Origin of the sequence: Providencia sp. PROV208, assembly GCF_028479465.1 — a bacterium.
GTDB classification, from domain to species: domain Bacteria; phylum Pseudomonadota; class Gammaproteobacteria; order Enterobacterales; family Enterobacteriaceae; genus Providencia; species Providencia alcalifaciens.
On sequence record NZ_JAMPNS010000010.1, the window covers coordinates 201,427 to 224,769 of the forward strand.

At 41.8% G+C, this 23,343-nt stretch carries 16 protein-coding genes; 9 read left to right on the forward strand and 7 right to left on the reverse strand.

The features are described from left to right. Positions 1 to 21: 21 nt before the first annotated feature. From PR766_RS08730 to pncB, 4 genes are all read right to left on the reverse strand, one after another. On the reverse strand, positions 22 to 1,212 hold the full coding sequence (locus PR766_RS08730; RefSeq protein WP_006662150.1) for an amino acid aminotransferase: 1,191 nt from the start codon (positions 1,210 to 1,212) through the stop codon (positions 22 to 24). Between the two features lie 384 nt (positions 1,213 to 1,596). Next, entirely contained in the window at positions 1,597 to 2,679 is a 1,083-nt protein-coding gene (locus PR766_RS08735; RefSeq protein ID WP_154636191.1) for a porin, read from the reverse strand. 573 nt (positions 2,680 to 3,252) lie between these two features. Then, complete coding sequence (gene asnS, locus PR766_RS08740) at positions 3,253 to 4,653, reverse strand: asparagine--tRNA ligase (protein WP_154636149.1); 1,401 nt, start codon at positions 4,651 to 4,653, stop codon at positions 3,253 to 3,255. 235 nt (positions 4,654 to 4,888) lie between these two features. Further along, positions 4,889 to 6,103 carry a nicotinate phosphoribosyltransferase gene (gene pncB, locus PR766_RS08745; RefSeq protein ID WP_006657834.1) on the reverse strand — a complete coding sequence of 405 codons (1,215 nt, stop codon included), beginning with the start codon at positions 6,101 to 6,103 and terminating at the stop codon, positions 4,889 to 4,891. 455 nt (positions 6,104 to 6,558) lie between these two features. On the opposite strand from pncB, the gene pepN reads away from it, so the two are divergent. The 3 genes from pepN to PR766_RS08760 all read left to right on the forward strand — a co-directional run bounded on the left by pepN (position 6,559) and on the right by PR766_RS08760 (position 11,316). Next, positions 6,559 to 9,177 carry an aminopeptidase N gene (pepN, locus tag PR766_RS08750; protein ID WP_036974753.1) on the forward strand — a complete coding sequence of 873 codons (2,619 nt, stop codon included), beginning with the start codon at positions 6,559 to 6,561 and terminating at the stop codon, positions 9,175 to 9,177. A 282-nt stretch (positions 9,178 to 9,459) separates the two neighbouring features. Then, positions 9,460 to 10,470 (forward strand): quinone-dependent dihydroorotate dehydrogenase, encoded by a 1,011-nt coding sequence (gene pyrD / locus PR766_RS08755; protein WP_006657836.1) that lies wholly within the window; start codon positions 9,460 to 9,462, stop codon positions 10,468 to 10,470. A gap of 300 nt (positions 10,471 to 10,770) precedes the next feature. Next, positions 10,771 to 11,316, forward strand: coding sequence for a cell division protein ZapC (locus PR766_RS08760; RefSeq protein ID WP_006657837.1), 546 nt, complete (start codon positions 10,771 to 10,773; stop codon positions 11,314 to 11,316). A 198-nt stretch (positions 11,317 to 11,514) separates the two neighbouring features. Here PR766_RS08760 and PR766_RS08765 read toward each other — a convergent pair whose 3' ends face one another. Continuing rightward, a complete protein-coding gene (locus PR766_RS08765; RefSeq protein WP_154600703.1) occupies positions 11,515 to 12,636 on the reverse strand; it encodes a YcbX family protein in 1,122 nt (373 codons plus the stop codon). 98 nt (positions 12,637 to 12,734) lie between these two features. On the opposite strand from PR766_RS08765, the gene rlmKL reads away from it, so the two are divergent. The 6 genes from rlmKL (at position 12,735) to rmf (ending at position 20,754) form a co-directional block, all read left to right on the forward strand. Next, positions 12,735 to 14,843, forward strand: coding sequence for a bifunctional 23S rRNA (guanine(2069)-N(7))-methyltransferase RlmK/23S rRNA (guanine(2445)-N(2))-methyltransferase RlmL (gene rlmKL / locus PR766_RS08770; protein WP_154636148.1), 2,109 nt, complete (start codon positions 12,735 to 12,737; stop codon positions 14,841 to 14,843). A 12-nt stretch (positions 14,844 to 14,855) separates the two neighbouring features. Then, on the forward strand, positions 14,856 to 16,763 hold the full coding sequence (locus tag PR766_RS08775; RefSeq protein ID WP_036960406.1) for an ABC transporter ATP-binding protein: 1,908 nt from the start codon (positions 14,856 to 14,858) through the stop codon (positions 16,761 to 16,763). A gap of 34 nt (positions 16,764 to 16,797) precedes the next feature. After that, positions 16,798 to 18,072: a membrane integrity-associated transporter subunit PqiA gene (gene pqiA / locus PR766_RS08780; protein WP_036972618.1), complete on the forward strand. Its 1,275-nt coding sequence runs from the start codon at positions 16,798 to 16,800 to the stop codon at positions 18,070 to 18,072. Beyond that, complete coding sequence (gene pqiB / locus PR766_RS08785; protein WP_006662141.1) at positions 18,069 to 19,718, forward strand: intermembrane transport protein PqiB; 1,650 nt, start codon at positions 18,069 to 18,071, stop codon at positions 19,716 to 19,718. Before pqiA ends, pqiB begins: the two co-directional genes overlap by 4 nt. Beyond that, positions 19,718 to 20,272 carry a membrane integrity-associated transporter subunit PqiC gene (gene pqiC, locus PR766_RS08790; RefSeq protein WP_006662140.1) on the forward strand — a complete coding sequence of 185 codons (555 nt, stop codon included), beginning with the start codon at positions 19,718 to 19,720 and terminating at the stop codon, positions 20,270 to 20,272. The genes pqiB and pqiC overlap by 1 nt, the downstream gene beginning before the upstream one ends. Positions 20,273 to 20,583: 311 nt before the next feature. Then, a complete protein-coding gene (gene rmf, locus PR766_RS08795; RefSeq protein ID WP_006657844.1) occupies positions 20,584 to 20,754 on the forward strand; it encodes a ribosome modulation factor in 171 nt (56 codons plus the stop codon). A 126-nt stretch (positions 20,755 to 20,880) separates the two neighbouring features. On the opposite strand, the gene fabA is transcribed toward rmf, so the two are convergent. Together fabA and PR766_RS08805 are read right to left on the reverse strand one after the other, a co-directional pair. Continuing rightward, the gene (gene fabA, locus PR766_RS08800) at positions 20,881 to 21,399 is read right to left on the reverse strand and encodes a bifunctional 3-hydroxydecanoyl-ACP dehydratase/trans-2-decenoyl-ACP isomerase (protein WP_006657845.1); all 519 of its coding nucleotides are present in this window, start codon (positions 21,397 to 21,399) and stop codon (positions 20,881 to 20,883) included. 96 nt (positions 21,400 to 21,495) lie between these two features. Further along, positions 21,496 to 23,232, reverse strand: a complete 1,737-nt coding sequence (locus PR766_RS08805) for an AAA family ATPase (protein WP_036965229.1) — start codon at positions 23,230 to 23,232, stop codon at positions 21,496 to 21,498. Between the last annotated feature and the right edge of the window lie 111 nt (positions 23,233 to 23,343).

The window sequence follows — 23,343 nt, forward strand, 5'->3', positions numbered from 1 at the left end:
TTTAGTTGTTTGAATAAATACTTATAGAACTTTCACGATGGCATCACACAGTGGCACCATGTTTTCCAGCGTTAAGCCTGCGACGTTAATACGACCAGAGCTAACAGCATAGATGCCAAATTCGCTCCGTAAACGCTCTACCTGCTCTTTAGTCAGCCCACTGAAGGAAAACATACCATTTTGGTTGATAATGAAGCTGAAGTCCTGTTTAGCGCCTTTCTCGTCCAATGTTTTCACTAACAGTTGACGCATACGTTTAATACGTTCACGCATCGCTGTCAGTTCTTGGATCCATTCTGCTTTTAATGTTTCATCAGATAGGATAGTGGTCACGACTGCCGCGCCATGGGCTGGAGGGTTTGAGTAGTTAGCGCGGATCACGGCTTTTGCTTGGCTAAATGCACGTTCTGCGTTATCGCTATCTTTTGCGATGATGGTGCAAGCCCCGACACGCTCATTGTACAGACCAAAGTTTTTCGAGAATGAGCTCGCAACAATCATTTCAGGGTTGTTTTTGGTGAAAATACGTAAACCTTCCGCATCTTCATCTAAGCCTTTTGCAAAGCCTTGGTAAGCGAAGTCAAATACAGGTAATAAGCCTTTTTCTGCGCACAGAGATGCTAGCTGAGTCCATTGTTCTGCCGTTGGGTCGATACCCGTTGGGTTATGACAGCAGCCGTGGAGAACAATCACATCACCTGCAACCGCGGATGACAGGCTGTTAAGCATACCGTCAAAATCCATACCGTGGTTTGCCGCATCATAGTAGTTATAGGTCAGCACTTCTAAGCCCGCAGCTTCGAAAATATTTTTATGGTTAGGCCACGTTGGGTTGCTGATCCAAACACGTTTTGCGTTGGTTTGTTTGGCAATGAAATCGGCTGCAATACGCAGGGCGCCCGTGCCTCCTGGCGCTTGTGCTGTACGCGCACGTTGTGACGTAATGATTTCATGGTTGTCACCAAACAGCAGTGTTTGAGTGACACGACCAAACTCCGGCATTCCACTAATCGCGAGATAGTTTTTTGTATTTTCGTTTTCTAGCAGAAATTTCTCTGCTTTTTTGACTGTGTCCAGAACAGGGGTTTTACCCGATTCGTCTTTGTAGACACCGATACCGAGGTTGATTTTATTATCGCGAGGATCAGCACGGAAACTATCAGCAAGACCAAGGATAGGGTCTGCTGGGGCAGAAATGATTTTCTCAAACATATTGTCGATTCCAAAACTCTGTGGTTTAGCTGAAAAAGAGGTATAACGGAAAATGTCGAGTCACCAGAGTAACTTGGTAACAAGTTTTTGCCAATTGTTTTACCAAAAATTGGTGTGATCTTGTGAGCTAGATAGCCATTACATCAAATTTGACCAAAAATTGAGTATAAACCAGTGACTTTATCTAATTAATTGAATTTTGAGCGTATTCGATAGTTAAGATATTGCCCAAGAGGTCGGCTAACTTGAAAGGAAAACCCGAGAAGGAACTTAGCGATGGGGATAGGAATAGGGAACGAAGTTCTGAGAATAAAAAAAGCAGCGCCGAAGCGCTGCCTTGCAAAAACATTGTTTACTGTTTTCAGATTATCCGTTAACGGATAATTAGAATTGGTAAACCAGACCTAAACCAACAACGTTGTCAGTCATCAGACCTTTAGTTTCAGTAAAGTCGTTGTCTTTCAGCAGGTTGATTTTGTAATCAACAACTGCAGACATGTTTTTGTTGAAGTAGTAGTAAGAACCTACAGAGATGTATTTAACCAGATCTTCGTTACCGTAACCTTCGATGTCTTTACCTTTAGATTGGTTATAACCGATAGATGGTTTCAGACCGAAGTCGAACAGGTATTGAGCTACTAATTCAACGTTTTGAGTTTTGTTAGCGATTTCGTGAACTGAACCGAAGTGAGTGGTGTTCAGTGCTTCACCGTACATAGCTGCTAAGTATACGTTGTTAGCATCAAATTTTGCACCAACGTTCCATGCTTGAGCACGTTTACCTTCAGCGTCTGAAGATTTTTGAGCTTCAGTACGAGCAGAGTTAGAGTAACCACCACCCAGAGTCACGCCCCAACCTAAGTCATAAGCGGTAGAGAAACCGTAACCGTCACCGTTGTCTTTGTAACCAACGCCAGTACCTGATTTGTTAGAATCAGTGTTTTTGCCTTGGTATTGCAGCGCGAAGCTCAGGCCATCAACATAACCGAACATGTTGTTGTTACGGTAAGTCGCTAAGTTACGGTTACGTGAAGTCATGAACGTGTCAGTTTGAGCCATAGTGTCGCCGCCCCATAATGGGAAAACGTCGGTCCATGCGTTCGTGTCATAGATAACACCGTAGTTACGGCCGTAGTCGAAAGAACCGAAGTCTTTGAATTTCAGACCCGCGTAAGCTAAACGGTTTTTGTTATCGTTGTTGTTTTCGGTTTTGTTAGTCTTAGTTTCCCACTCGAAACGACCAAAACCAGTCAGTTGATCAGTGATTTGAGTATCACCTTTAACACCTAAACGAACGCGTGAATCGTCGCCATCTTCGCCGCTTTCTGAGTTAGCGAAGTAATGACGTACGTCTACTTTACCGTAAACGTCTAATTTGTTGCCGTCTTTGTTGTAGACTTCAGCTGCGTTTGCTGCACCAGCAGCTAACAGAGCTGGGATAACCATTGCAAGAATATTGCGTTTCATCATTATTATTACCCTCATTGGTGTTATTCGGACACCTGCCACTGCCAAAAACAATTCGCAAAATTAATTGGAACTATTTATGAGAGATTAGTGTCGTCTTTAGTCGGCGTCCAGTGTTCCATTGGTAGATAAATTTATCTACCCCCAAAATGCTACAAAAACGAAGATTCTGAAACAAATGGTAACAAGGTGTTTCAAAATGTAAAAAATAGAGCAAAAAATAACCACTCATCCTACCAGTTGAAAAAATTTTACAAAAAAGAGGGAACTTTTTTGAAAGACAAATTGAACTTTTTTCGAACGATGTCATTCATTGATGAGGGAAAAATGCACAAACAAATAAGAATGGTAGAGTACCTAAAGCAGATTATTCTTAGTCGGAATAAGAATCGTTAATAAAAAAGCAAAAAATAGGGCAATAAAAGAAAAATTGTGACACTGGTCTCAAATCAGCCGATCAATTGCAGACGGCTATCATTGAGGTGAAAATCATTTGTACTGAGATAAAATATCGGGTCAGCAGAGTGACCCGATATTGATAATCATATAAAGCCTGATAACGGGCGTTTGATATTAGAATGCTGCGTTTCTTGGCGTACGTGGGAACGGAATGACTTCACGTACGTTACTGACACCGGTTACATAAGCAATCAGGCGTTCAAAACCAAGACCGAAACCTGAATGCGGTACAGTGCCATAACGGCGCAGATCACGGTACCACCAGTAATCTTCTTTATTCATACCCATTTCTTCTAAACGTGTATCCAGTCTATCTAGACGTTCTTCACGCTGAGAACCACCGATGATTTCACCAATACCCGGCGCTAATACATCCATTGCGGCAACGGTTTTACCGTCTTCGTTAAGGCGCATATAGAAAGCTTTAATATCTTTCGGGTAGTTTTTAACCACAACTGGCGCTTTAAAGTGTTGCTCAGCTAAGTAACGTTCATGTTCAGAAGACATATCGACACCCCAGTAAACTGGGTTTTCGAATTTCTGACCACAGGTTTCGAGAATTTTGATTGCATCGGTATAGTCGACTTGCGCAAAATCAGAATTCACAAAACGTTCCAGACGGTTAATCACGTCTTTGTCTACGCGCTCTGCAAAGAATTCAAGGTCATCACGACGCTCAGTTAATGCCGCTTTGAATGCGTATTTCAGCATTTTTTCTGCAAGACCCGCGATGTCATCTAAGTTAGCAAATGCCACTTCAGGCTCTAACATCCAGAATTCAGCCAAGTGGCGGCTAGTGTTAGAGTTTTCTGCACGGAAAGTTGGACCAAAGGTGTAGATTTTGCTTAATGCTGTCGCATAAGCTTCACCGTTTAGCTGACCAGAAACTGTTAAGAACGCTTCGCGACCAAAGAAATCTTCGCTGAAGTCAACCTCACCTTTGTCATTGCGCGGCAGGTTGTTGTAGTCCAGTGTGGAAACACGGAACATTTCACCCGCACCTTCGGTATCGGATGCGGTGATCAGCGGGGTAGATACCCAGAAGAAACCTTGTTCATCGAAGAAGCGATGCAGGGCTTGGGCTAAAGTATGGCGAACACGTGCAACAGCACCGATTAAGTTAGTGCGTGGGCGCAAATGCGCAGCTTCACGTAAAAACTCAACACTGTGACGTTTTGCTGCCATTGGGTAAGTATCAGGATCTTCAACCCAACCAACGACTTTGATTGCCGTTGCTTGTAATTCAAAAGACTGACCTTGACCTTGAGATTCAGCAACAATACCAGTGACTTCAACAGAGCAGCCAGTGGTTAAATGCAGGACTTCGTCATTATAATTAGATAAATTATTATTGATGATAGCCTGTAATGGGTTAAAGCATGAACCGTCATAAACGGCGAGGAAAGAAAAACCAGCTTTTGAATCTCTCCTTGTACGTACCCAGCCTTGAACGGTGACTTCTGAGCCCACCGCCACACGGCCTTGCAGTACATCGACTACAGGCGCAACGATCATAAAAATTACTCTCTTTTAAATAATATTAACGATATGAGATGACGAGTTTGTGTTGTTTGGGATTTGCTGCTTATGGGTTTACAAAGAAACGCGATATAAGAAGAAAAACCGTCATATGAAAAACCATTAACCCGACATCTTTTCCGAAATCCCATATTTCAGGGGTAATCTGCTATGTTACTTGCCATTTGGCAGGAAACAAGTAAAAAATCGCTATCGGGTTATTAATTTGGTTTTAGCAGGCTTTTTCCATTTTAGGAAGGTCAAAGGCTTTGCGCAGCTGATTAACAAATTCATCATCTTCACAAATCGTTTTTCCTGGGCTATCAGATAATTTAGCGACAGGTTTACCATTACATTCCACCAGCTTAATCACGATATTCATCGGCACAACATTAGGAATATTGCACGTCAGTCTTGTACCAATACCGAACACTAAATTCACGCGTTTATGGAAATAATGATACAGCTCTAAGGCTTTTTGTAAGTCTAAATTATCAGAGAACACCAGCGTTTTACTGAGCGGGTCAATGCCCAATTTCTGATAATGGGCAATGGCTTTCTCTCCCCATTCAATAGGGTCACCGGAATCATGACGCAGACCTTGATAGCGGTTCGCAAACTCGCGGTCAAAGTCACGTAAAAACGCATCCATGGTGATGCAATCCGTCAAAGCGATCCCTAAATGATTAGGGTATTCATCTAGCCAACTTTGCAAGGCTTCACGCTGGCTATTCGCTAGCTCAGGACTAATTTGTTGATGGGCTTGGAACCATTCATGGGCTTGTGTGCCGACAGGCATTAAGCCTAATTCACGCGCAAGTTTATAGTTACTAGTGCCCACTAAGTAAGGAAACTCTTGCTTGAGCATGCCCACGATAGCGGCTTGCACATCATAGGAAAAGCGGCGGCGAGTTCCGAAATCCATCAATTTAAATCCAGATAGATTCAATTGGCGTTCGTTAGCTTCCCGATAAAACAATTCCAGCAATTTACGCAGTTGGGTTACCGCATCATGAGGTGTGATGTTCGGGTGTCTATCGCGCTGGACAATTTCGCTAACAAGGGCAAGTAGCGGTACTTCCCACATAATCACTTCACGCCATGGACCGCTAATACGTATCGCTAGTTGACCATCTTCAGCGGTACTTACGGCGACTTGCTGTGGATTAAAGCGAAATGTTTTTAGCCACGAGAGGTAATCTTCGGTGAAAAAAGGCAGAGTACGCAAGTACTGATGCTCATCATCAGAAAGAGAAAGCTGTGCCATCAGTTGGATCTGTTGTTCAATCTCATTGGCATAGGCACCTAAAATATCACTGCTACGGCAACGAAATTCAGCGACAACGGGAACTTGGTTGTAGCGGTGAAAAACGGCTTGCTGCATGTGGAGCTTATAAGCATCGGTATCCAGCAGTGATGTAATAATCGGTGTTACGTCTAAATTCATGCGCGCAGAGTTCCTCGCGGAGCTGACTAATAGCTAAATCGTTAAAGTTGAAAAAGTATACCCGCTTTAACAAAAGATAGAAGTTTTATTCTATCTGTATGTTGTTGGGCGATAATTCAACTTTAATTCACCTAATTAACGGTTGAGTTAAATGTGCTCAACGTGATTTTTTTATCAACAGATCTTCATTTACTGTTCGGTAACATACCCAAAACAATAATCACCGAATGATACTAACATGTAAATTTAGATTTGATAGATCTATAGCACCAACAGGCAAATCGTTCGCCAACAAAGTTGGATACTAGATACATAGATTTGATAGGTAATAACAGAGAAACATCGTAATTTGTGATGAAAATGTTTCTTAAGTCGATTCACATTAGTTCATCTTATAGTATTGTATGTAGTAACAAGAGACTATGACACGGATATAACGAAGAAAAAGGTTACCTATGACTCAGTTAAGACAAGCGAAATATCGTCAAGATTATCAAGCACCTGATTATACGATTACAGAAATATCTCTTGATTTTGACCTTGATCCCGCCAAAACCACAGTGACCGCCATTAGTAAGGTAAAACGCCTTAATCCACAATCTTCCACCTTAGAATTATTTGGTGAAGATCTTAAACTCATTAGCCTTGAAGTGGATGGAAAAGCGTGGACAAATTATAAAGAAGAGTCCGGTAAACTGGTGATTGAATCGTTACCAGAAACGTTTACGCTAAGCATTGTTAATGAAATTAGCCCTGAAAAAAATAGTGCATTAGAAGGCTTATATGTTTCTGGTGAAGCGCTATGTACACAATGTGAAGCTGAAGGCTTTCGCCACATTACCTATTATCAAGACCGCCCTGACGTATTAGCACGTTACACTACAAAAATTACTGCTGATAAATCCCGCTATCCTTATTTACTTTCTAATGGTAACCGCATCGCAGAAGGTGAGCTGGAAGATGGTCGTCATTGGGTAAAATGGGAAGACCCATTCCCAAAACCAAGTTATTTATTTGCCCTAGTTGCTGGGGACTTTGATGTCCTGCGTGATGAGTTTGTGACACGCACTGGTCGTAAAGTGGCATTAGAATTGTTTGTGGACAAAGGCAACTTGGACCGCGCGCCTTGGGCAATGAAATCCCTGCAAAATGCGATGAAATGGGATGAAGAACGTTTTGGTTTAGAGTATGACCTTGATATTTACATGATTGTTGCCGTTGATTTCTTCAATATGGGCGCAATGGAAAATAAAGGTCTGAACGTATTTAACTCCAAGTACGTTTTAGCGAAAAGTGAAACCGCCACAGATAAAGATTATCTAAATATTGAATCAGTGATTGGTCACGAATATTTCCATAACTGGACGGGTAACCGTATTACTTGCCGTGATTGGTTCCAATTAAGTTTGAAAGAAGGGCTGACGGTTTTCCGTGATCAGGAATTTAGCTCGGATTTAGGTTCACGTTCAGTTAACCGAATTAATAATGTTAAAGTCATGCGTGCGGCACAGTTTGCGGAAGATGCGAGCCCAATGGCTCACCCGATCCGCCCTGAGAAAGTGATCGAAATGAACAACTTTTATACACTGACAGTGTATGAAAAGGGGTCTGAAGTGATCCGCATGATCCACACATTACTGGGTGAAGAGATGTTCCAAGCGGGTATTCAGCTGTATGTTCATCGTCATGATGGCAGCGCGGCAACCTGTGATGATTTTGTGCAGGCAATGGAAGATGCATCCAATGTGGATCTCTCGTTGTTCCGTCGCTGGTATAGTCAGTCGGGGACACCAGTACTGACCGTCCGAGACGAATACTCTCAAGAAAAGCAACAATATACGCTGCACGTTAGCCAAATGACGCCTCCAACGGCGGATCAAGCAGAAAAACATCCATTGCATATTCCACTGGATATTGAGCTTTATGGGGAAGATGGTGCGGTGATCCCGCTTAAGCGCGATGGTAGCTTAGTAAATTCAGTCTTGAATATTACGCAAGAATCACAAAGCTTTGTGTTTGATAATGTGGCTTCTCGCCCAGTACCTTCTTTATTACGTGAGTTTTCGGCACCTGTAAAATTGGATTATCCTTATACTGATGACCAATTGGCGTTTCTAATGCAGCATGCAAGCAATGAGTTTTCCCGCTGGGATGCTGCGCAGCAACTGATTAATAACTACGCTAAAATCAATGTTGAAAAACTGCATAAAGGTGAGCCATTAGTCCTGCCAGAGCATGTCGTGGATGCTTTCCGTGCCGTGTTACTCAGCGAGAATATTGATCCAGCATTAGCGGCATTAATTTTAACGCTGCCTTCAGAAAATGAAATTGCAGAGTTATTTACCGTTATTGATCCTGTGGCAATTCATACCGTCATTAATTTCATTCACTCTACACTGGCGAATGAAATGCATGATGAATTCTTAACGGTGTATCGTTCTATTCATATTGATGAATATCGTGTGGACCATGGCGATATCGCGCTGCGTTCTCTGCGTAATACTTGTTTGCAATATTTAGCGGCAGGGGATGATATTGAGCTGGCTAATAAGTTGGTAGAAGCTCAATACCGTACTGCGGATAATATGACAGATTCATTAGCTGCGTTGACAGCCGCAAATGAAGCTGGTTTACCGTGCCTCGCTGAGCTGATGGCGGATTTTGATGATCGCTGGCACCATGATGGTCTGGTGATGGACAAATGGTTTACATTGCAAGGGACCAATCCGGCTGAAAATACCTTGACGAAGGTGCGAGAATTATTAAAACATCGTTCATTTAGTATGACTAACCCTAACCGAGTCCGTGCCTTAGTTGGTTCATTTACAGCGGGTAACCCAGTGAATTTCCATGCAGAAGATAGCAGCGGTTATCAATTCTTGTATGAAATTCTGGTGGATCTGAATACCCGTAACCCGCAAGTCGCATCTCGGCTGATCGAACCATTAATCCGCTTTAAGCGCTATGATGCGAAGCGCCAAGGATTAATGCGTGAGGTTCTGGAAAAACTGAAAGGGTTAGAAAATCTTTCTGGCGATCTTTTCGAGAAGATAACGAAAGCTCTCGAAAGCTAATATATTGAACCGACTGTGATGTAAGCCCTTAGATTTTCGAGTCTAAGGGCTTTTTTATGGTAGAAGATCAAAACAATTAGCACTTTTAGTGATATTTTCATGGATTATTACCCCCTTGTTAGGGTAGCATATGTGCCGTTTTATCAAGCCGATCTCACTTCTATACTCACAAACCCTATTGGTAAAACAGGTTTGGGGGTATTTTTGCACGCGCTGAGTTTGAGTGTGTCGTGTAGAGAATGCGTATTCAATCGTACTTAGACAGAAAGTAGGTTAATAGCTATGTTATATCACCTTGCCCGAAAGGCACTGTTTCAGCTCGACCCTGAAAAGGCCCATGAATTAACGTTTCGTCAGCTTCAGCGTTTAAACCACTCTCCGCTTCAATTCCTTCTCCGTCAGTCTATTGCAACCAAACCCGTGACCTGTATGGGACTCTCCTTTAAAAATCCATTAGGCTTAGCCGCCGGACTCGATAAGAATGGCGAGTGCATTGATGCGTTTGGTGCAATGGGATTTGGGTTTGTTGAAATTGGTACCGTTACGCCGCGCCCTCAAGAGGGTAATGACAAGCCAAGATTATTCAGAGTTGTTGAAGCGGAAGGGATCATTAACCGCATGGGTTTCAACAACAAAGGCGTTGATAACCTCGTTGAGAATGTCAAAAAATCAACATACGGTGGGGTTATCGGCATCAATATCGGTAAGAATAAAGATACCCCGGTTGAACAAGGTAAAGACGATTATTTAATTTGCATGGACAAGGTGTACGCCCATGCGGGTTATATCGCTATCAATATTTCATCTCCTAACACCCCAGGTTTACGAACATTACAATATGGGGAAGCGCTGGATGATTTATTAAGTGGTATTAAAGAAAAACAATTGGCATTGCAGGCAATCCATCAAAAATATGTTCCAGTTGCCGTTAAAATTGCACCGGATTTAACAGAAGAAGAGATTGTGCAAGTCGCCGATAGTTTAGTAAGACATAATATTGATGGTGTTATTGCGACAAACACCACATTAGATCGTTCTTTAGTCCAAGGTTTGAATCATTGTAATGAAGCGGGTGGATTAAGTGGTCGTCCAGTACAATTAAAAAGTACCCAAGTGATTAAACTTATTTCTCGTGAATTAAATGGGAAATTACCAATTATTGGTGTGGGTGGAATTGATTCATTAACTGCGGCTAGAGAAAAAATGGAAGCAGGGGCATCATTAGTACAAATTTATTCTGGTTTTATTTACCACGGACCAAAATTAATAAAGGATATTGTTAATCACATCTAAAAAATGGTGATTAATTATACAAGGGGGTTTATTTATTCCCCCTTTTATCCTATATTAAGTTTGAACATAAATTATACCCATTAAATGACAAGTTATACGTGTAGTTGTGCGTCATATAGTTTTCATTTATCTGATTAATTCGCTATTAAAAAGTCGACATTGAAGTTTACTCATATTGATCAGTCTGTCGTGTATCTTTATCTTTTAAGCTTTAGGGTATAATTGAGATATGTTTAAAGGGATCCTTATTAAGGATCCAAACAAAGCTTATTTGCTTATGACATCGCTAAAGGATCGTTTATGAATATTAAACCTGATGATCATTGGCGTTGGTTTTTTGATCGTGACCATGACAGAGTGATGTTAGATCTCGCCAACGGCATGATATTTCGGTCTTGTTTTCCAGCTAAAATGTTGACTGTTTCTGCATATAACGAAATGCCTTTTAGTATTGAGGATGCCGCAGAATTTTATTTATTTGATGAACAAGCGAAGAGATTAAATATTAGCTATGAAGAAAGGGCTGAGTTAGTCTTAAACAGCTTAGTTGCTTACCGCTTTTTAAAACCACAAATGCCGAAAAGCTGGTATTTCTCGAGTTTCCATTTTATGAGTACGCCAGTTCGTGGTCAGCTAATTCAAGTGTGCTTAGAGAATAGTCATATTTATTCAACCTTTATTATTGCGGAAGCAGGTGAATCGGCAAGCTTATGTTTATTAGCGGAGCCATCATTAGAATTACCGGATCGTACTTTGAGATTTTGCGATCCAATTAAGATCATGAATGATCGCATGATGCATTATCAATCTCGGACTAAGCGTTTATTATATGGAAATGTCATCTAATTGATCGGTTATGATCATATTCGTATTTTGATTGTTTTTTATGCGAAATAAACCTTTTCATACTGAATAAATAAAATGAGAAAAGTACGCATGATAAAATTCATACGATAAATATGGCTGAATAATATGAGAAGAATTTATCTTTAATTAAGAGCCTCAACTAAAAAATTATTTTCTTAGTTGAGGTTTTGCTTTTATTTAGTTGGCTTGCTTGAAGGCAAGTTTAAGTGCTGTTTTTGGAATACAGCTACACGCTAAAATATCCCCGTTTTCTTTAATAGCGCTTTGCTTCAACGGTATTACCTCTCCTTCAATGAGCGATATTTGGCAACGACCACAAATGCCCGCACGGCATGAATAAGGGATAGAAAGCCCATGAGATTCAAGTTGTTCAAGAATCACATGCTCAGTATTTCCTGCATATTCAGTCTCTTCAAACACTAAACTTACTGCTTTTAGGGCTGGCTTAGTAGTAGGAGCTACCGGCGTTTCTCTATCACGTAATGGATACTGTTTTGGTGACTTAGTGTCTAAAACAGTGAGCGTGTCACCAACACGGATAATTCCTGTATTTTCAATCAAGGCATTTTGCCCAAAATCGACATCGCCAGAGTCATCCATTCGAAAGGTTTGCAGCGTAGAAAGTGGCTCTGCATGAGGATGTTTAATCCCTTTTTCTGGACTGACGGTGGTCAAAATGCAACGGCTACAGGGTTTATCTAATGTAAAAATGACATCGCCAATTTGAATGCGCTTCCAACTGTCTTCTTCGAATGGTTTGGCGCCAGTGATGATCAAATTACCGCGAAATTGTTCAAGTTTCACGCTAGCGGGGCAGCGACGTTGTAGCTCTTGTACAGAAGCTTCATTAATTAATAAAAATGGGTAGCCATCCGCGAAAGATAAAGGAACATCATGGTGTTTTTTGACGCGGCGAGATAACTCAGGACTTAGCCATCTCAGTTGGACGGGTTCGTCAAAAAAAGTGCTTAACCAATTATTTATCTCATCAGGTGCAATAAGAGCATGAAAATGATTGCCCCAAACTTCAGTGGGACTCTGTTTCTCATTAAAGTCCTGATACAATACGGTAGCGCTTTCACCATTAGGTGCTTTGAGATAAAGCCCATTATTGAGCATAGCGGGGGTAAATAATAACATCTGCGGATATTTACGTGCAGTGATAAACTTACCTTCTAATGTGGTGACCATAAAGTTACGATCAAACGTCAATCCGCTGATATCAGCGTAACCATGAGAGAGACGAATGCCCCTCATTGACTTGACTGGGTGTGTATACAGGCGCGAAAGCGTAATCATTTTTTAATCCTATAATTGTTGTGCAGCAACTTTATGACAAGTGCATGAGATTAGCTATAATGCGCAACAATTTTTCATCGAAATCGGTAATAAATACTATGAATTCTCTGTTTGCCAGCACAGCCCGAGGCCTGGAAGAACTACTGAAAACTGAATTGGAAGCGCTTGGCGCTAGCCAGTGCAAAGTGGCACAAGGGGGCGTCTATTTTCAGGCTGATGACCGTGTGATGTATCAAAGTCTGCTATGGAGTAGACTGGCATCCCGTATTTTATTACCGCTGAATGATTTTGATGTCTATAGCGACCTTGATTTGTATCTGGGTGTACAAGCTATTGATTGGTCTGAAATTTTTTCCGTTGATGATACGTTTGTGGTGCATTTCACCGGAACCAACGAGGAGATCCGCAATAGCCAATATGGTGCATTAAAAGTAAAAGATGCCATCGTTGACAGCTTTGTGCGTAAGTTGGACCAACGCCCTGATGTGGCTCGCCAAGAAGCCGATATTCGCATTAACGTTTATCTGAACAAAGAACGCGCGAGTGTTGCACTCGACTTGAGTGGCGATTCACTGCATATTCGTGGCTATCGTGATTTAGCCGGACAAGCCCCATTAAAAGAGACGTTAGCCGCCGCTATTATTAGTCGTTCCGGTTGGCAGAAAAATACCCCAATGGTCGACCCAATGTGTGGTTCGGGTACATTATTAATTGAAGCGGCAATGATTGCTGCAGATAGAGCGCCAGGTTTATACCGTCAGCATTGGGGATTTAATGCATGGTTGAAGCACAATCCTGAATTATGGCGTGAAGTGGTCACTGAAGCACAAGTTCGTTTTCGTCAAGGTTTAAAAGACACGACTTCACGTTTTTATGGTTTTGATATCGATAAACGTGTGCTGGATATGGCGCGAGCGAATGCCCGTCGAGCAGGGTTACAAGATTTGATCACCTTTAATCATGGTGATGCCGCTGCATTGGAAAACCCAGTCAAAACCGATATCAAGGGCACTATTATTAGCAACCCGCCATACGGCGAACGTTTGGAAAGTGAGCCAGCATTAATCGCATTACATAGCCAATTCGGGCGGGTGGTTAAAGCACGTTTCCCTGGTTGGCGTTTATCTATTTTCAGCGCATCTCCTGAATTATTAAGCTGCTTACAATTACGTTCTGAACGTGAATTTAAAGCCAAAAATGGCCCATTGGACTGTGTACAGAAAAACTATCAATTAGCAGAAACTCCGTCAGAAACGGTGGCTGAGATTTCTCCTGATTTTGCTAACCGCTTGCGTAAGAATCAGAAAAAACTGGCAAAATGGGCGAAACAGCAGGGCGTGGATTGCTACCGTTTGTATGATGCAGATTTACCGGAATACAATGTGGCTGTGGATATCTACGGTGAGAAAGTTGTCGTCCAAGAATATGCACCACCAAAAACTGTTGATGAGCGCAAAGCGCGTCAGCGCTTATTTGATGTGATCACTGCGACGATGAACGTTCTTGGGTTGACCTCAAATCAATTAGTATTGAAAACCCGTCAGCGTCAAAAAGGTAAACAGCAGTACGAAAAATTGGCGCAAAAAGATGATTTCTTCTTAGTGCAGGAATATAACGCTAAATTGTTAGTGAATTTAACTGACTACCTAGATACAGGGTTATTCCTCGACCACCGTATTGCCCGCCGCATGTTAGGTGAAATGAGCCGTGGTAAGGATTTCTTAAATCTATTTTGTTATACCGGCACTGCGACTGTTCATGCGGGTCTGGGGGGCGCTAAGAGCACCACGTCTGTCGACATGTCTCGTACCTATTTAGAATGGGCAGAGAAAAACTTACAAGTGAACCAACTTACCGGTCGTCAACACCGCTTAATGCAAGCAGATTGCTTAAACTGGTTAGCCAATGCCGATGAGCAATTTGACTTAATTTTCATCGACCCACCGACGTTCTCAAACTCAAAACGTATGGATGGGACATTTGATGTTCAACGTGACCATGTGCAGCTGATTACACATCTGAAACGCATGCTGCGTCGTGGTGGAACAGTGATGTTCTCGAACAATAAGCGTGGATTCAAAATGGATCTTGAAGCACTGACTGAGCTTGGCTTAAAAGCACAAGAAATTACTGCTAAGACACTGTCAGAAGATTTCGCACGTAACCGTCAAATTCACAACTGCTGGTTGATTAGCCACGCAGAGTAAGGAACAGAATTAATGGCTTTAATTAATTTATCGGGCGCATATCTCGCGTTTAGTGATGCGCCGCTGTTAGACAACACTGAAATTCATATCGAAGACAATGAACGCGTCTGCCTTGTTGGACGAAACGGGGCTGGAAAATCGACCCTGATGCGTGTATTGACGAAAGAGCAACCGCTTGATGATGGCTCACTCACTTATGAACAAGATTTAATTGTTGCACGTTTACAGCAAGATCCTCCGCGTAACGTAGAGGGCACAATTTTTGACTTTGTGGCTGAAGGCGTTGCCGAACAAGCGCAATATTTAAAAGATTATCACCATGTTGCTAAGCTGGTGGAGTCTGACCCAAGCGAGAAAAATTTAAATAAACTCGCGGATTTACAAGAAGTTCTGGATAACTTAAACCTCTGGTTACTAGACTCGCGCATTAATGATGTTCTCAAAAAATTGGGATTACCAGCTGATGCAGAATTATCTTCACTATCCGGTGGTTGGTTACGTAAAGCAGCATTAGGGCGCGCACTAGTAAGTAACCCGCGCGTACTGTTTTTAGATGAGCCGACAAACCACTTGGATATTGAAACCATTTTGTGGTTAGAAACATTTTTGAAAGATTTCCAAGGCAGCATTGTCTTTATTTCCCATGACCGTTCTTTCATTCGTAATATGGCAACCCGTATTATCGATTTAGACCGTGGTCAGCTCGCTTCTTGGCCAGGTAATTATGATGATTATCTGATCAATAAAGAAGAAGCGCTACGTGTTGAAGAGATGCAAAACGCGGAATTCGATCGCAAATTAGCGCAGGAAGAAGCGTGGATCCGCCAAGGGATCAAAGCGCGCCGTACTCGTAACGAAGGGCGTGTTCGCGCGCTGAAAGCATTGCGCGTGGAACGTTCAGAGCGTCGTGAAGTGATGGGCACTGCTCGTATGCAAGTGGGCGAAGCCGCGCGTTCCGGTAAAATTGTATTTGAGTTAGAAAACGTTAATTATCAAGTTGATAATAAAGTTTTAGTGAAGGATTTTTCTGCGCAAGTGATGCGTGGCGATAAAATTGCATTGGTGGGACCTAACGGTTGTGGTAAAACCACACTGTTACGTTTAATGCTGGGTGATTTGCAAGCAGATAGTGGACGCGTTCACTGTGGGACTAAACTTGAAGTTGCCTATTTTGACCAGCACCGTGCAGCACTCGACCCAGATAAAACCGTGATGGATAACCTTGCGGAAGGTAAGCAAGAGGTCATGGTTAATGGTAAACCTCGTCATGTATTAGGTTACCTGCAAGACTTTATGTTCCCGCCAAAACGTGCGATGACGCCTGTAAGAGCGTTATCCGGTGGTGAGCGTAACCGCTTATTATTAGCACGTTTATTCTTAAAGCCAAGTAACTTGCTGATCCTTGATGAACCAACCAACGACCTTGATGTTGAAACATTGGAGTTACTGGAAGAGCTGGTGGATGGGTATCAAGGTACCGTTTTATTAGTTAGCCATGATAGAGAATTCGTGGATAACAGCGTAACAGAGTGCTGGATTTTCGAAGGTAATGGTGAAATTAACCGCTTTGTAGGTGGCTATAAAGATGCTCAGCAGCAAAGAGCACAAACGGTACGTCTGAAATCGGAGCAAACCAGTAAAGTAGCTGCGCCAGAAAAAGAGGCTAAGCCAAAAGAAGCCCCTAAACGTGTGAATAAACTTAGCTATAATTTATTACGTGAGTTAGAGCAATTACCAGCAAAATTAGAGCAACTTGAAGGGGAAATTGAAGTTCTTCAAGCAAAAATTGGCGATGCAGATTTCTTTAATCAGCCACATGATGTGACTGAAAGCACACTAACTGCACTTGCCGCTAAAGAACAAGAGTTAGAACAAGCGTTTGATCGTTGGCAGGAGCTAGAGCTGTTGAAAAACGGTTGATATGACGGTTTAAATCAAAAGGAGAGAAAACACTTTGTGTTCTCATGAGCCCCATGAACATGTGCTCTGTCCACAGTGCGACATGATGGTTGCTGTTCCTGAATTGGAACAAGGTAGTAAAGCCACATGTCCGCGTTGTGAAACAACACTCATATCCAAATGGCGTTATCCTTACAGGCAACCCGCAGCATATGCATTTAGTGCATTGATTATGCTGACTATTGCCTGTCTTTTCCCATTTGTAAAAATGAGTGCGGCAGGCATTGAAAATGAAATCTCCATGTTTCAAATCATCGAGATTATTATGGGGACGCGTTACAGCGGCTTAGCGCTGTTTTTTCTCCTCTTTTCTCTGATCATTCCTGCATTTTGTATGGTAACAATCATCCTACTTGGGCTGCGGGTTCACCTTCATAAATCAATTAAAATACTGATTACTCGAATTCTTTTTCAGATGAAATCGTGGTGCATGGCGGAAATTTTTCTCGCTGGAGTGCTAGTGAGTTTCGTGAAATTGATTGCGTATGGTGAAATTGGCATTGGGATGAGTTTTCTCCCTTATTGTGCGTTCTGTATGATGCAAGTGCGTGCATTCCAATGTTTGGATCGTCATTGGTTATGGAACAAAATTGAAGACGCTCCTAAGATAAATAAGCCTTTGATTGTTGGGCAAACAGGAATTAGCCAAAATGTACGCTTGTGTTTAGTTTGTACGGCGATTTTACCTGCGGAACAACATGAATGCCCACGTTGCCACTCTTATGGCAGTGTACGTAAAAAGCAGAGTTTACAGTGGACATTAGCGTTACTGTTAACATCAATTATGCTTTATATTCCTGCAAACGTTTTGCCAGTGATGACCACTAATGCGTTAGGTAGTGGGCTACCGTCTACGATCATGGATGGTGTCATTCTTCTTTGGGAAGATGGTTCGTTCCCCGTTGCTATGATTATTTTTATTGCCAGTATTATGGTTCCTACTCTGAAAATGATTGGCATAGCATGGCTATGTCTTGACTCTCAAGGTTTTGGAAACCGTGATCCACATAGAATGCATTTTATTTATGAGCTGGTGGAGTACGTTGGCCGCTGGTCAATGATTGACGTGTTTGTGATTACCATTTTGACTGCATTGGTTCAAATGGGGCAATTAATGAACATCGTCCCCGCACAGGGAGTTATTTTCTTTGGCGTGGTAGTGATTTTAACGATGTTTGCCGCAATGACATTTGATCCTCGTTTAACATGGGATCGTTGTAACAAGAGAGATGCAGTTAAGGCTGTTGAACAAGAAGGAGCCGCAGGGTGACAGAGCAAGAAACACCACAGGCCAACGCTAAAGTGAGTAAGTTAAAAAGCTGGTCACCGGTTTGGGTGATCCCGATTGTAACTTTACTCATCGGTGCTTGGATCATGTTTTACCATTTTAGTCATCAAGGCCCAGAAGTGACGTTAATCACTTACAGCGCTGAAGGGGTTGAAGCGGGTAAAACTAAAATTAAAAGTCGTAGTGTAGATATTGGGGTCGTTGAAAGCGTCACTTTGGATTCTAATTTTAGTCGAGTGATCATCAAAGCGCGTTTAAACCCAGATATGGAAGATTTACTACGCTCAGATTCTGCCTTTTGGATTGTTAAGCCAACCATTGGTCGTGATGGTGTGACTGGGTTAGGCACTCTGCTGTCAGGGGCTTATATCGAACTGCAACCTGGTCTAGCGGCAAAAGAGCATTTCGAATTTACACTATTAGATACGCCACCTTTGGCGTCCCCTGATGCTAAAGGTAAGCGAATTATTTTAACCAGTGATAAAGCGGGACAGCTTAATGCAGGGGATCCCGTTTTATTCCGCGGGTATCGCGTCGGATCTGTCGAAACGAGTAATTTCGATATGGACCAACGTGATATGCGTTATCAACTGTTTATCAATGCACCTTATGACAAGCTAATCAGCAGTAATGTGCGTTTCTGGAAAGACAGTGGTATTGCGTTTGATATGTCTTCCCAAGGGGTACATGTATCAATGGGCTCAGTCGCGACATTGTTGACTGGTGGTGTGAGTTTTGATGTGCCAGAAGGGTGGGTTCCTGGGGAAGCTGTGAAAGAGAATGCACAGTTCAAACTATTTGATACTCAATCAAGTATCCAAGACTCGTTATATACCACATACCAAGACTTTGTACTGTTTTTCTCAGACTCTGTCCGTGGATTACAGCCTGGAGCCCCAGTAGAATTCCGTGGGATTCGTTTAGGAACTGTGGCGCAAGTGCCATTTTATACAGCGGGACTAGACCAGTCTTTGGATAATAATTTCCGTATTCCAGTGCTGATCCATATAGAACCAGAGCGTTTTTCTAAAGATGTCGGTAAAGACTTTAACCTGAAAAATGAATTGAATCTGGCGATGAAAAATGGGCTAAGAGCTTCATTAAAATCCGGTAATTTATTAACGGGTGCTTTATATATTGACCTCGACTTTATTCCGGATGTGCCTGAATATAAAGGTCCTTATGTGATTGCAGGTTATAAAATTATTCCAACGCACAGTGGTGGCTTAGCGCAGATCCAACAAAAAGTGATTGCGGTACTTGATAAAATCAACAATATGCCAATTGAGCCTATGTTGAAACAAACCACTCAGACCTTAGCTGAAGGTCAAAAATTGGTTCAAGAAGCGAATGTGATGTTCACGCAACTGAATAAGCTGATGTCGAGTAAAGAATTCCAAAGCCTGCCGACAGATATGCAAAAATCACTGAAAGAGATTAACAAAACAATGCAGGGTTTCCAGCCGGGCTCCCCAGCCTATAACAAGATGGTTGATGATATGCAGCGTTTAGATCAGGTACTTCGTGAAGTCCAACCGCTATTGCGTACGCTGAATAATAAGAGCAATGCATTAGTGTTTGAAGCTGAGCCGACTAAGGACGTAGTGCCTAAAGGAGTGAAAAAATAATGAAATATCTATTAGCAATAGGTGTTTTTCTACTGGCGGCTTGTAGCAGTAGCCCAGATAAAGTGTACTATCAATTACCGATGAAAGCGCCAGAAGTGCAATCAGCAACAGTGATGGGTAAAGGTCAGGTCTGGCTCCAACGCATCACGTTGGCAGATGTACTGACATCGAATGGGATCACTTATCAAACATCAGATGTGGCTTACTCAAATGCCAGCGCGCATTTATGGGCAAGTCCGCTAGAACAGCAATTAGGGCAATCGATGGTGCGTGAGCTCTCTTCAACGTTGCCTGATAGGTTTATCTCATTACAGCCATTGCAAAGCTCACCTGAGACGCTAGATATTACGTTGACAGCGTTCAATGGTCGTTATGATGGAAAAGTCTTAGTTCAGGGTTTTTGGACGCTGATGCGAGGTGACAAAGTCATTCGCCGTAACTTTGACATTCAATTAGAGCAGCAAGAAGATGGTTATCCTGAATTAGTCAGAACACTTGCGAGTGGTTGGCAGAAAGTGGCAGTGGATATAGCTCAAGAGATCAATAAGCCATAATTTGAATACTATTTTACCGTGAAATGAATGCACTACAGTAAAACGTAGTGCATTTTTTTGTTACTTTACAAATAAAAATAACCGACATTGAATCTCGTATTCCATTGATAAATAACAATTTTATTTTTAATTGTTTGAATATCAGTAGCTTGTGATTATCTCTAAATGTAGGTCACATTTATCATAATTATGACAATAATATGAAATTCTTTACTTGCATTTCTTATGGGTGGGCGCTATTTGTATAGTGTATCTATTAACAAAAATAGATGCTGTTTTCTTTTCCATTTAAATGATGAGGGAAGTAAGGCATGAAAAGACAGAAGAGAGACCGTTTAGAAAGAGCGTTATCAAGAGGTTATCAAGCAGGTTTAACCGGGCGTTCCAAAGAGTTATGTCCTTATCAGGCAGTAGATGCCCGTTCGCATTGGCTAGGTGGTTGGCGTCAAGCGATGGAGGACAGAGCGGCAGTTGCCGTTTAATGGGTCATTCACGAGGATAATTAGATTAATTTTGCGAAAATTTATTTCACGCATAATTTAATACAATCCCTTAAAAATTATAAACCTCCGCATTTGCGGAGGTTTGCGTTTAAGGGCAAGGTTCGATTAGAACGCGCTTGTATCCTTAAATAAGCCGACTTTTAGGTCTGTAGCGGCATAAATGAGTTTGCCATCCACCAACACTTCACCATCAGCTAATCCCATAATCAATTTACGGTTGATCACTCGTTTAAAATTGATACGGTAAGTGACTTTTTTTGCTGTCGGTAGTACTTGTCCAGTGAATTTCACTTCACCAACACCTAAAGCACGACCTTTGCCTTCACCGCCTAACCAGCCAAGGTAAAAACCAACCAGTTGCCACATAGCATCAAGACCTAAACAACCCGGCATAACTGGGTCATTCGTAAAGTGACAACCAAAGAACCATAAGTCTGGATTGATATCCAGCTCAGCTTCAACGTAGCCTTTATTGAATGTACCGCCATCTTCGGTCATTTTGATGATTCGATCCATCATCAACATATTACCTGATGGTAGTGGAGGACCATTTTCCCCAAATAATTCGCCTCTTCCAGAAGCCTCTAAATCTTCTTTCGTATAGGATTCGCGTTTATCAACCATGATCTTCAGATAGCCTTTATTATGTATAGGTTCACAGAATAGCTTACACTTGTACGCTGAACAACTCCGATCAGCTAATATTTACGCAATCTTTACTTAGCTCATCCACTTCAAAAACCAAGGTAATCTTGACTTATCTGGTGAATTGGCTTGGTTTATGCGTTCTTGAATTAAAGCTAACAGGTGTACATTTTCACCTTCCACTTGCTGTTCAAAGTAGGGTTGCTTGGTCAAAAGACTAATGGCTTGAGCAACGTGTTCGACAGGCCAAATGTGGAATTTTTCTTCTTTAACCGCTTGGACGACTTCATCTTTTAAGCACAGATGACGCACATTAGACATTGGGATAATGACACCTTGATTACCTGTTAACTCTCGCTTATCACAGATATCAAAAAATCCTTCAATCTTTTGGTTAACACCGCCAATAGGTTGCACATAGCCAAATTGGTCAACGGCGCCCGTGACGGCAATTTGCTGATCGATAGGCTGTAATGACAATGCGCTAATCAAGGCGCAAAGCTCTGCCAAGGATGCACTATCGCCATCAACTTCGCCATATGACTGCTCAAATACAATAGAAGCAGAAAATGGCTGAGGTTGCTCTAATTTTAATTCATAGTTTAGGTAGGCTTGCATGATCATCATGCCTTTTGCATGGATATTGCCACCTAGCTCTGCTTTACGCTCGACATCCGTAAATTCGCCATCGCCAAGATGTGCTACACAAGTAATTCTGGACGGCTCACCAATAGCATCTGGATAACCAGGGTATTGTAAAACAGAGAGTCCATTAATTTGACCTACAACTTCACCTTCCGTTTTGATTAAAACTTGTTCTTGCAAAATGTCATCTTGGTTACGTTCTACAAGGAAGGCATGACGCCATACACGGTTTTCTTCTGCTTGGGAAAATGACTCTGCGGTTAAATGACCTTCGTTGGCGTAATTAGCTGCATTGGTTAATTGACGTGTTAACCAATTAATATCGAGAGGTAAGTTATACTTATCTTCGCAACAACGAGTGGCTTGTAAAATAAATTCGGACCAGCCGTCCACAGCAATTTCAGGAAGTTGATTGCTATTGATAATAAACTTAATGAAATTCATCCATAAGCTTAATTGTTCTTCATCCTCAAAGAACATCAGCGGCTCATACTCTGCGTATATTGCGCAATCAAATAGCTCAGGTGCGGCAAATTCAAACTCTTCTAGTATCAGTCTATCACCAACGACGATGACTTTGAGCTCAAGAGGATGAGGCTCAATTTCTATGGGTAGAGTTTGATTTTCACTGTGTGGTAGCCATTCTAATTGGCGACGGGTAACCATATTTTTTAAGCGAGTCCACATTAATGGCTGAGTCACCAGTGCGGTTGCTGAAATGATTAATACGCCACCATTAATTTGGTGCAGCAAACCCGGTACCAAATTTTGGTTTGGAGTGACATAACCGAACAGTTGTTCTGGCTCAATCCAGTGACGGTAGGCAATTTTCTCTTGTGTTGAAAAACGTCCCGTTGAGTCAGTTTTCCATTGATATCGTTGTTTATCTTCAGATAGCTGATAATCCCCATTAATAAAATGAGTTTCATTCAATAATGGCGTGATCGAATCAGTAAATAGTTTTAGATACTCTTCACTTTCGTCAGATTTAATGAACATAAACCGTGTTTGAGCATATTCGCGAATGAAATGCTGCATCCCATCGAATAATCTTGGTTGAATATCAGACAGTGTTGATGGTGTCAACGTCGCTGAAGAGACAAATTTTGTCTGAAAAGACGATAAGTTAGGAGTTAGGCCTTGCCATGTTAATTCTTGACTGATCACTATAATTATCTGCTATTAGTATGGTTATCAATAAATGCCTGCCAATAAGCAGGACGCATGTGCCTGAGTTTATTTCTGTACTGTCTGTTTTATATACAATTTCAGGCTAAT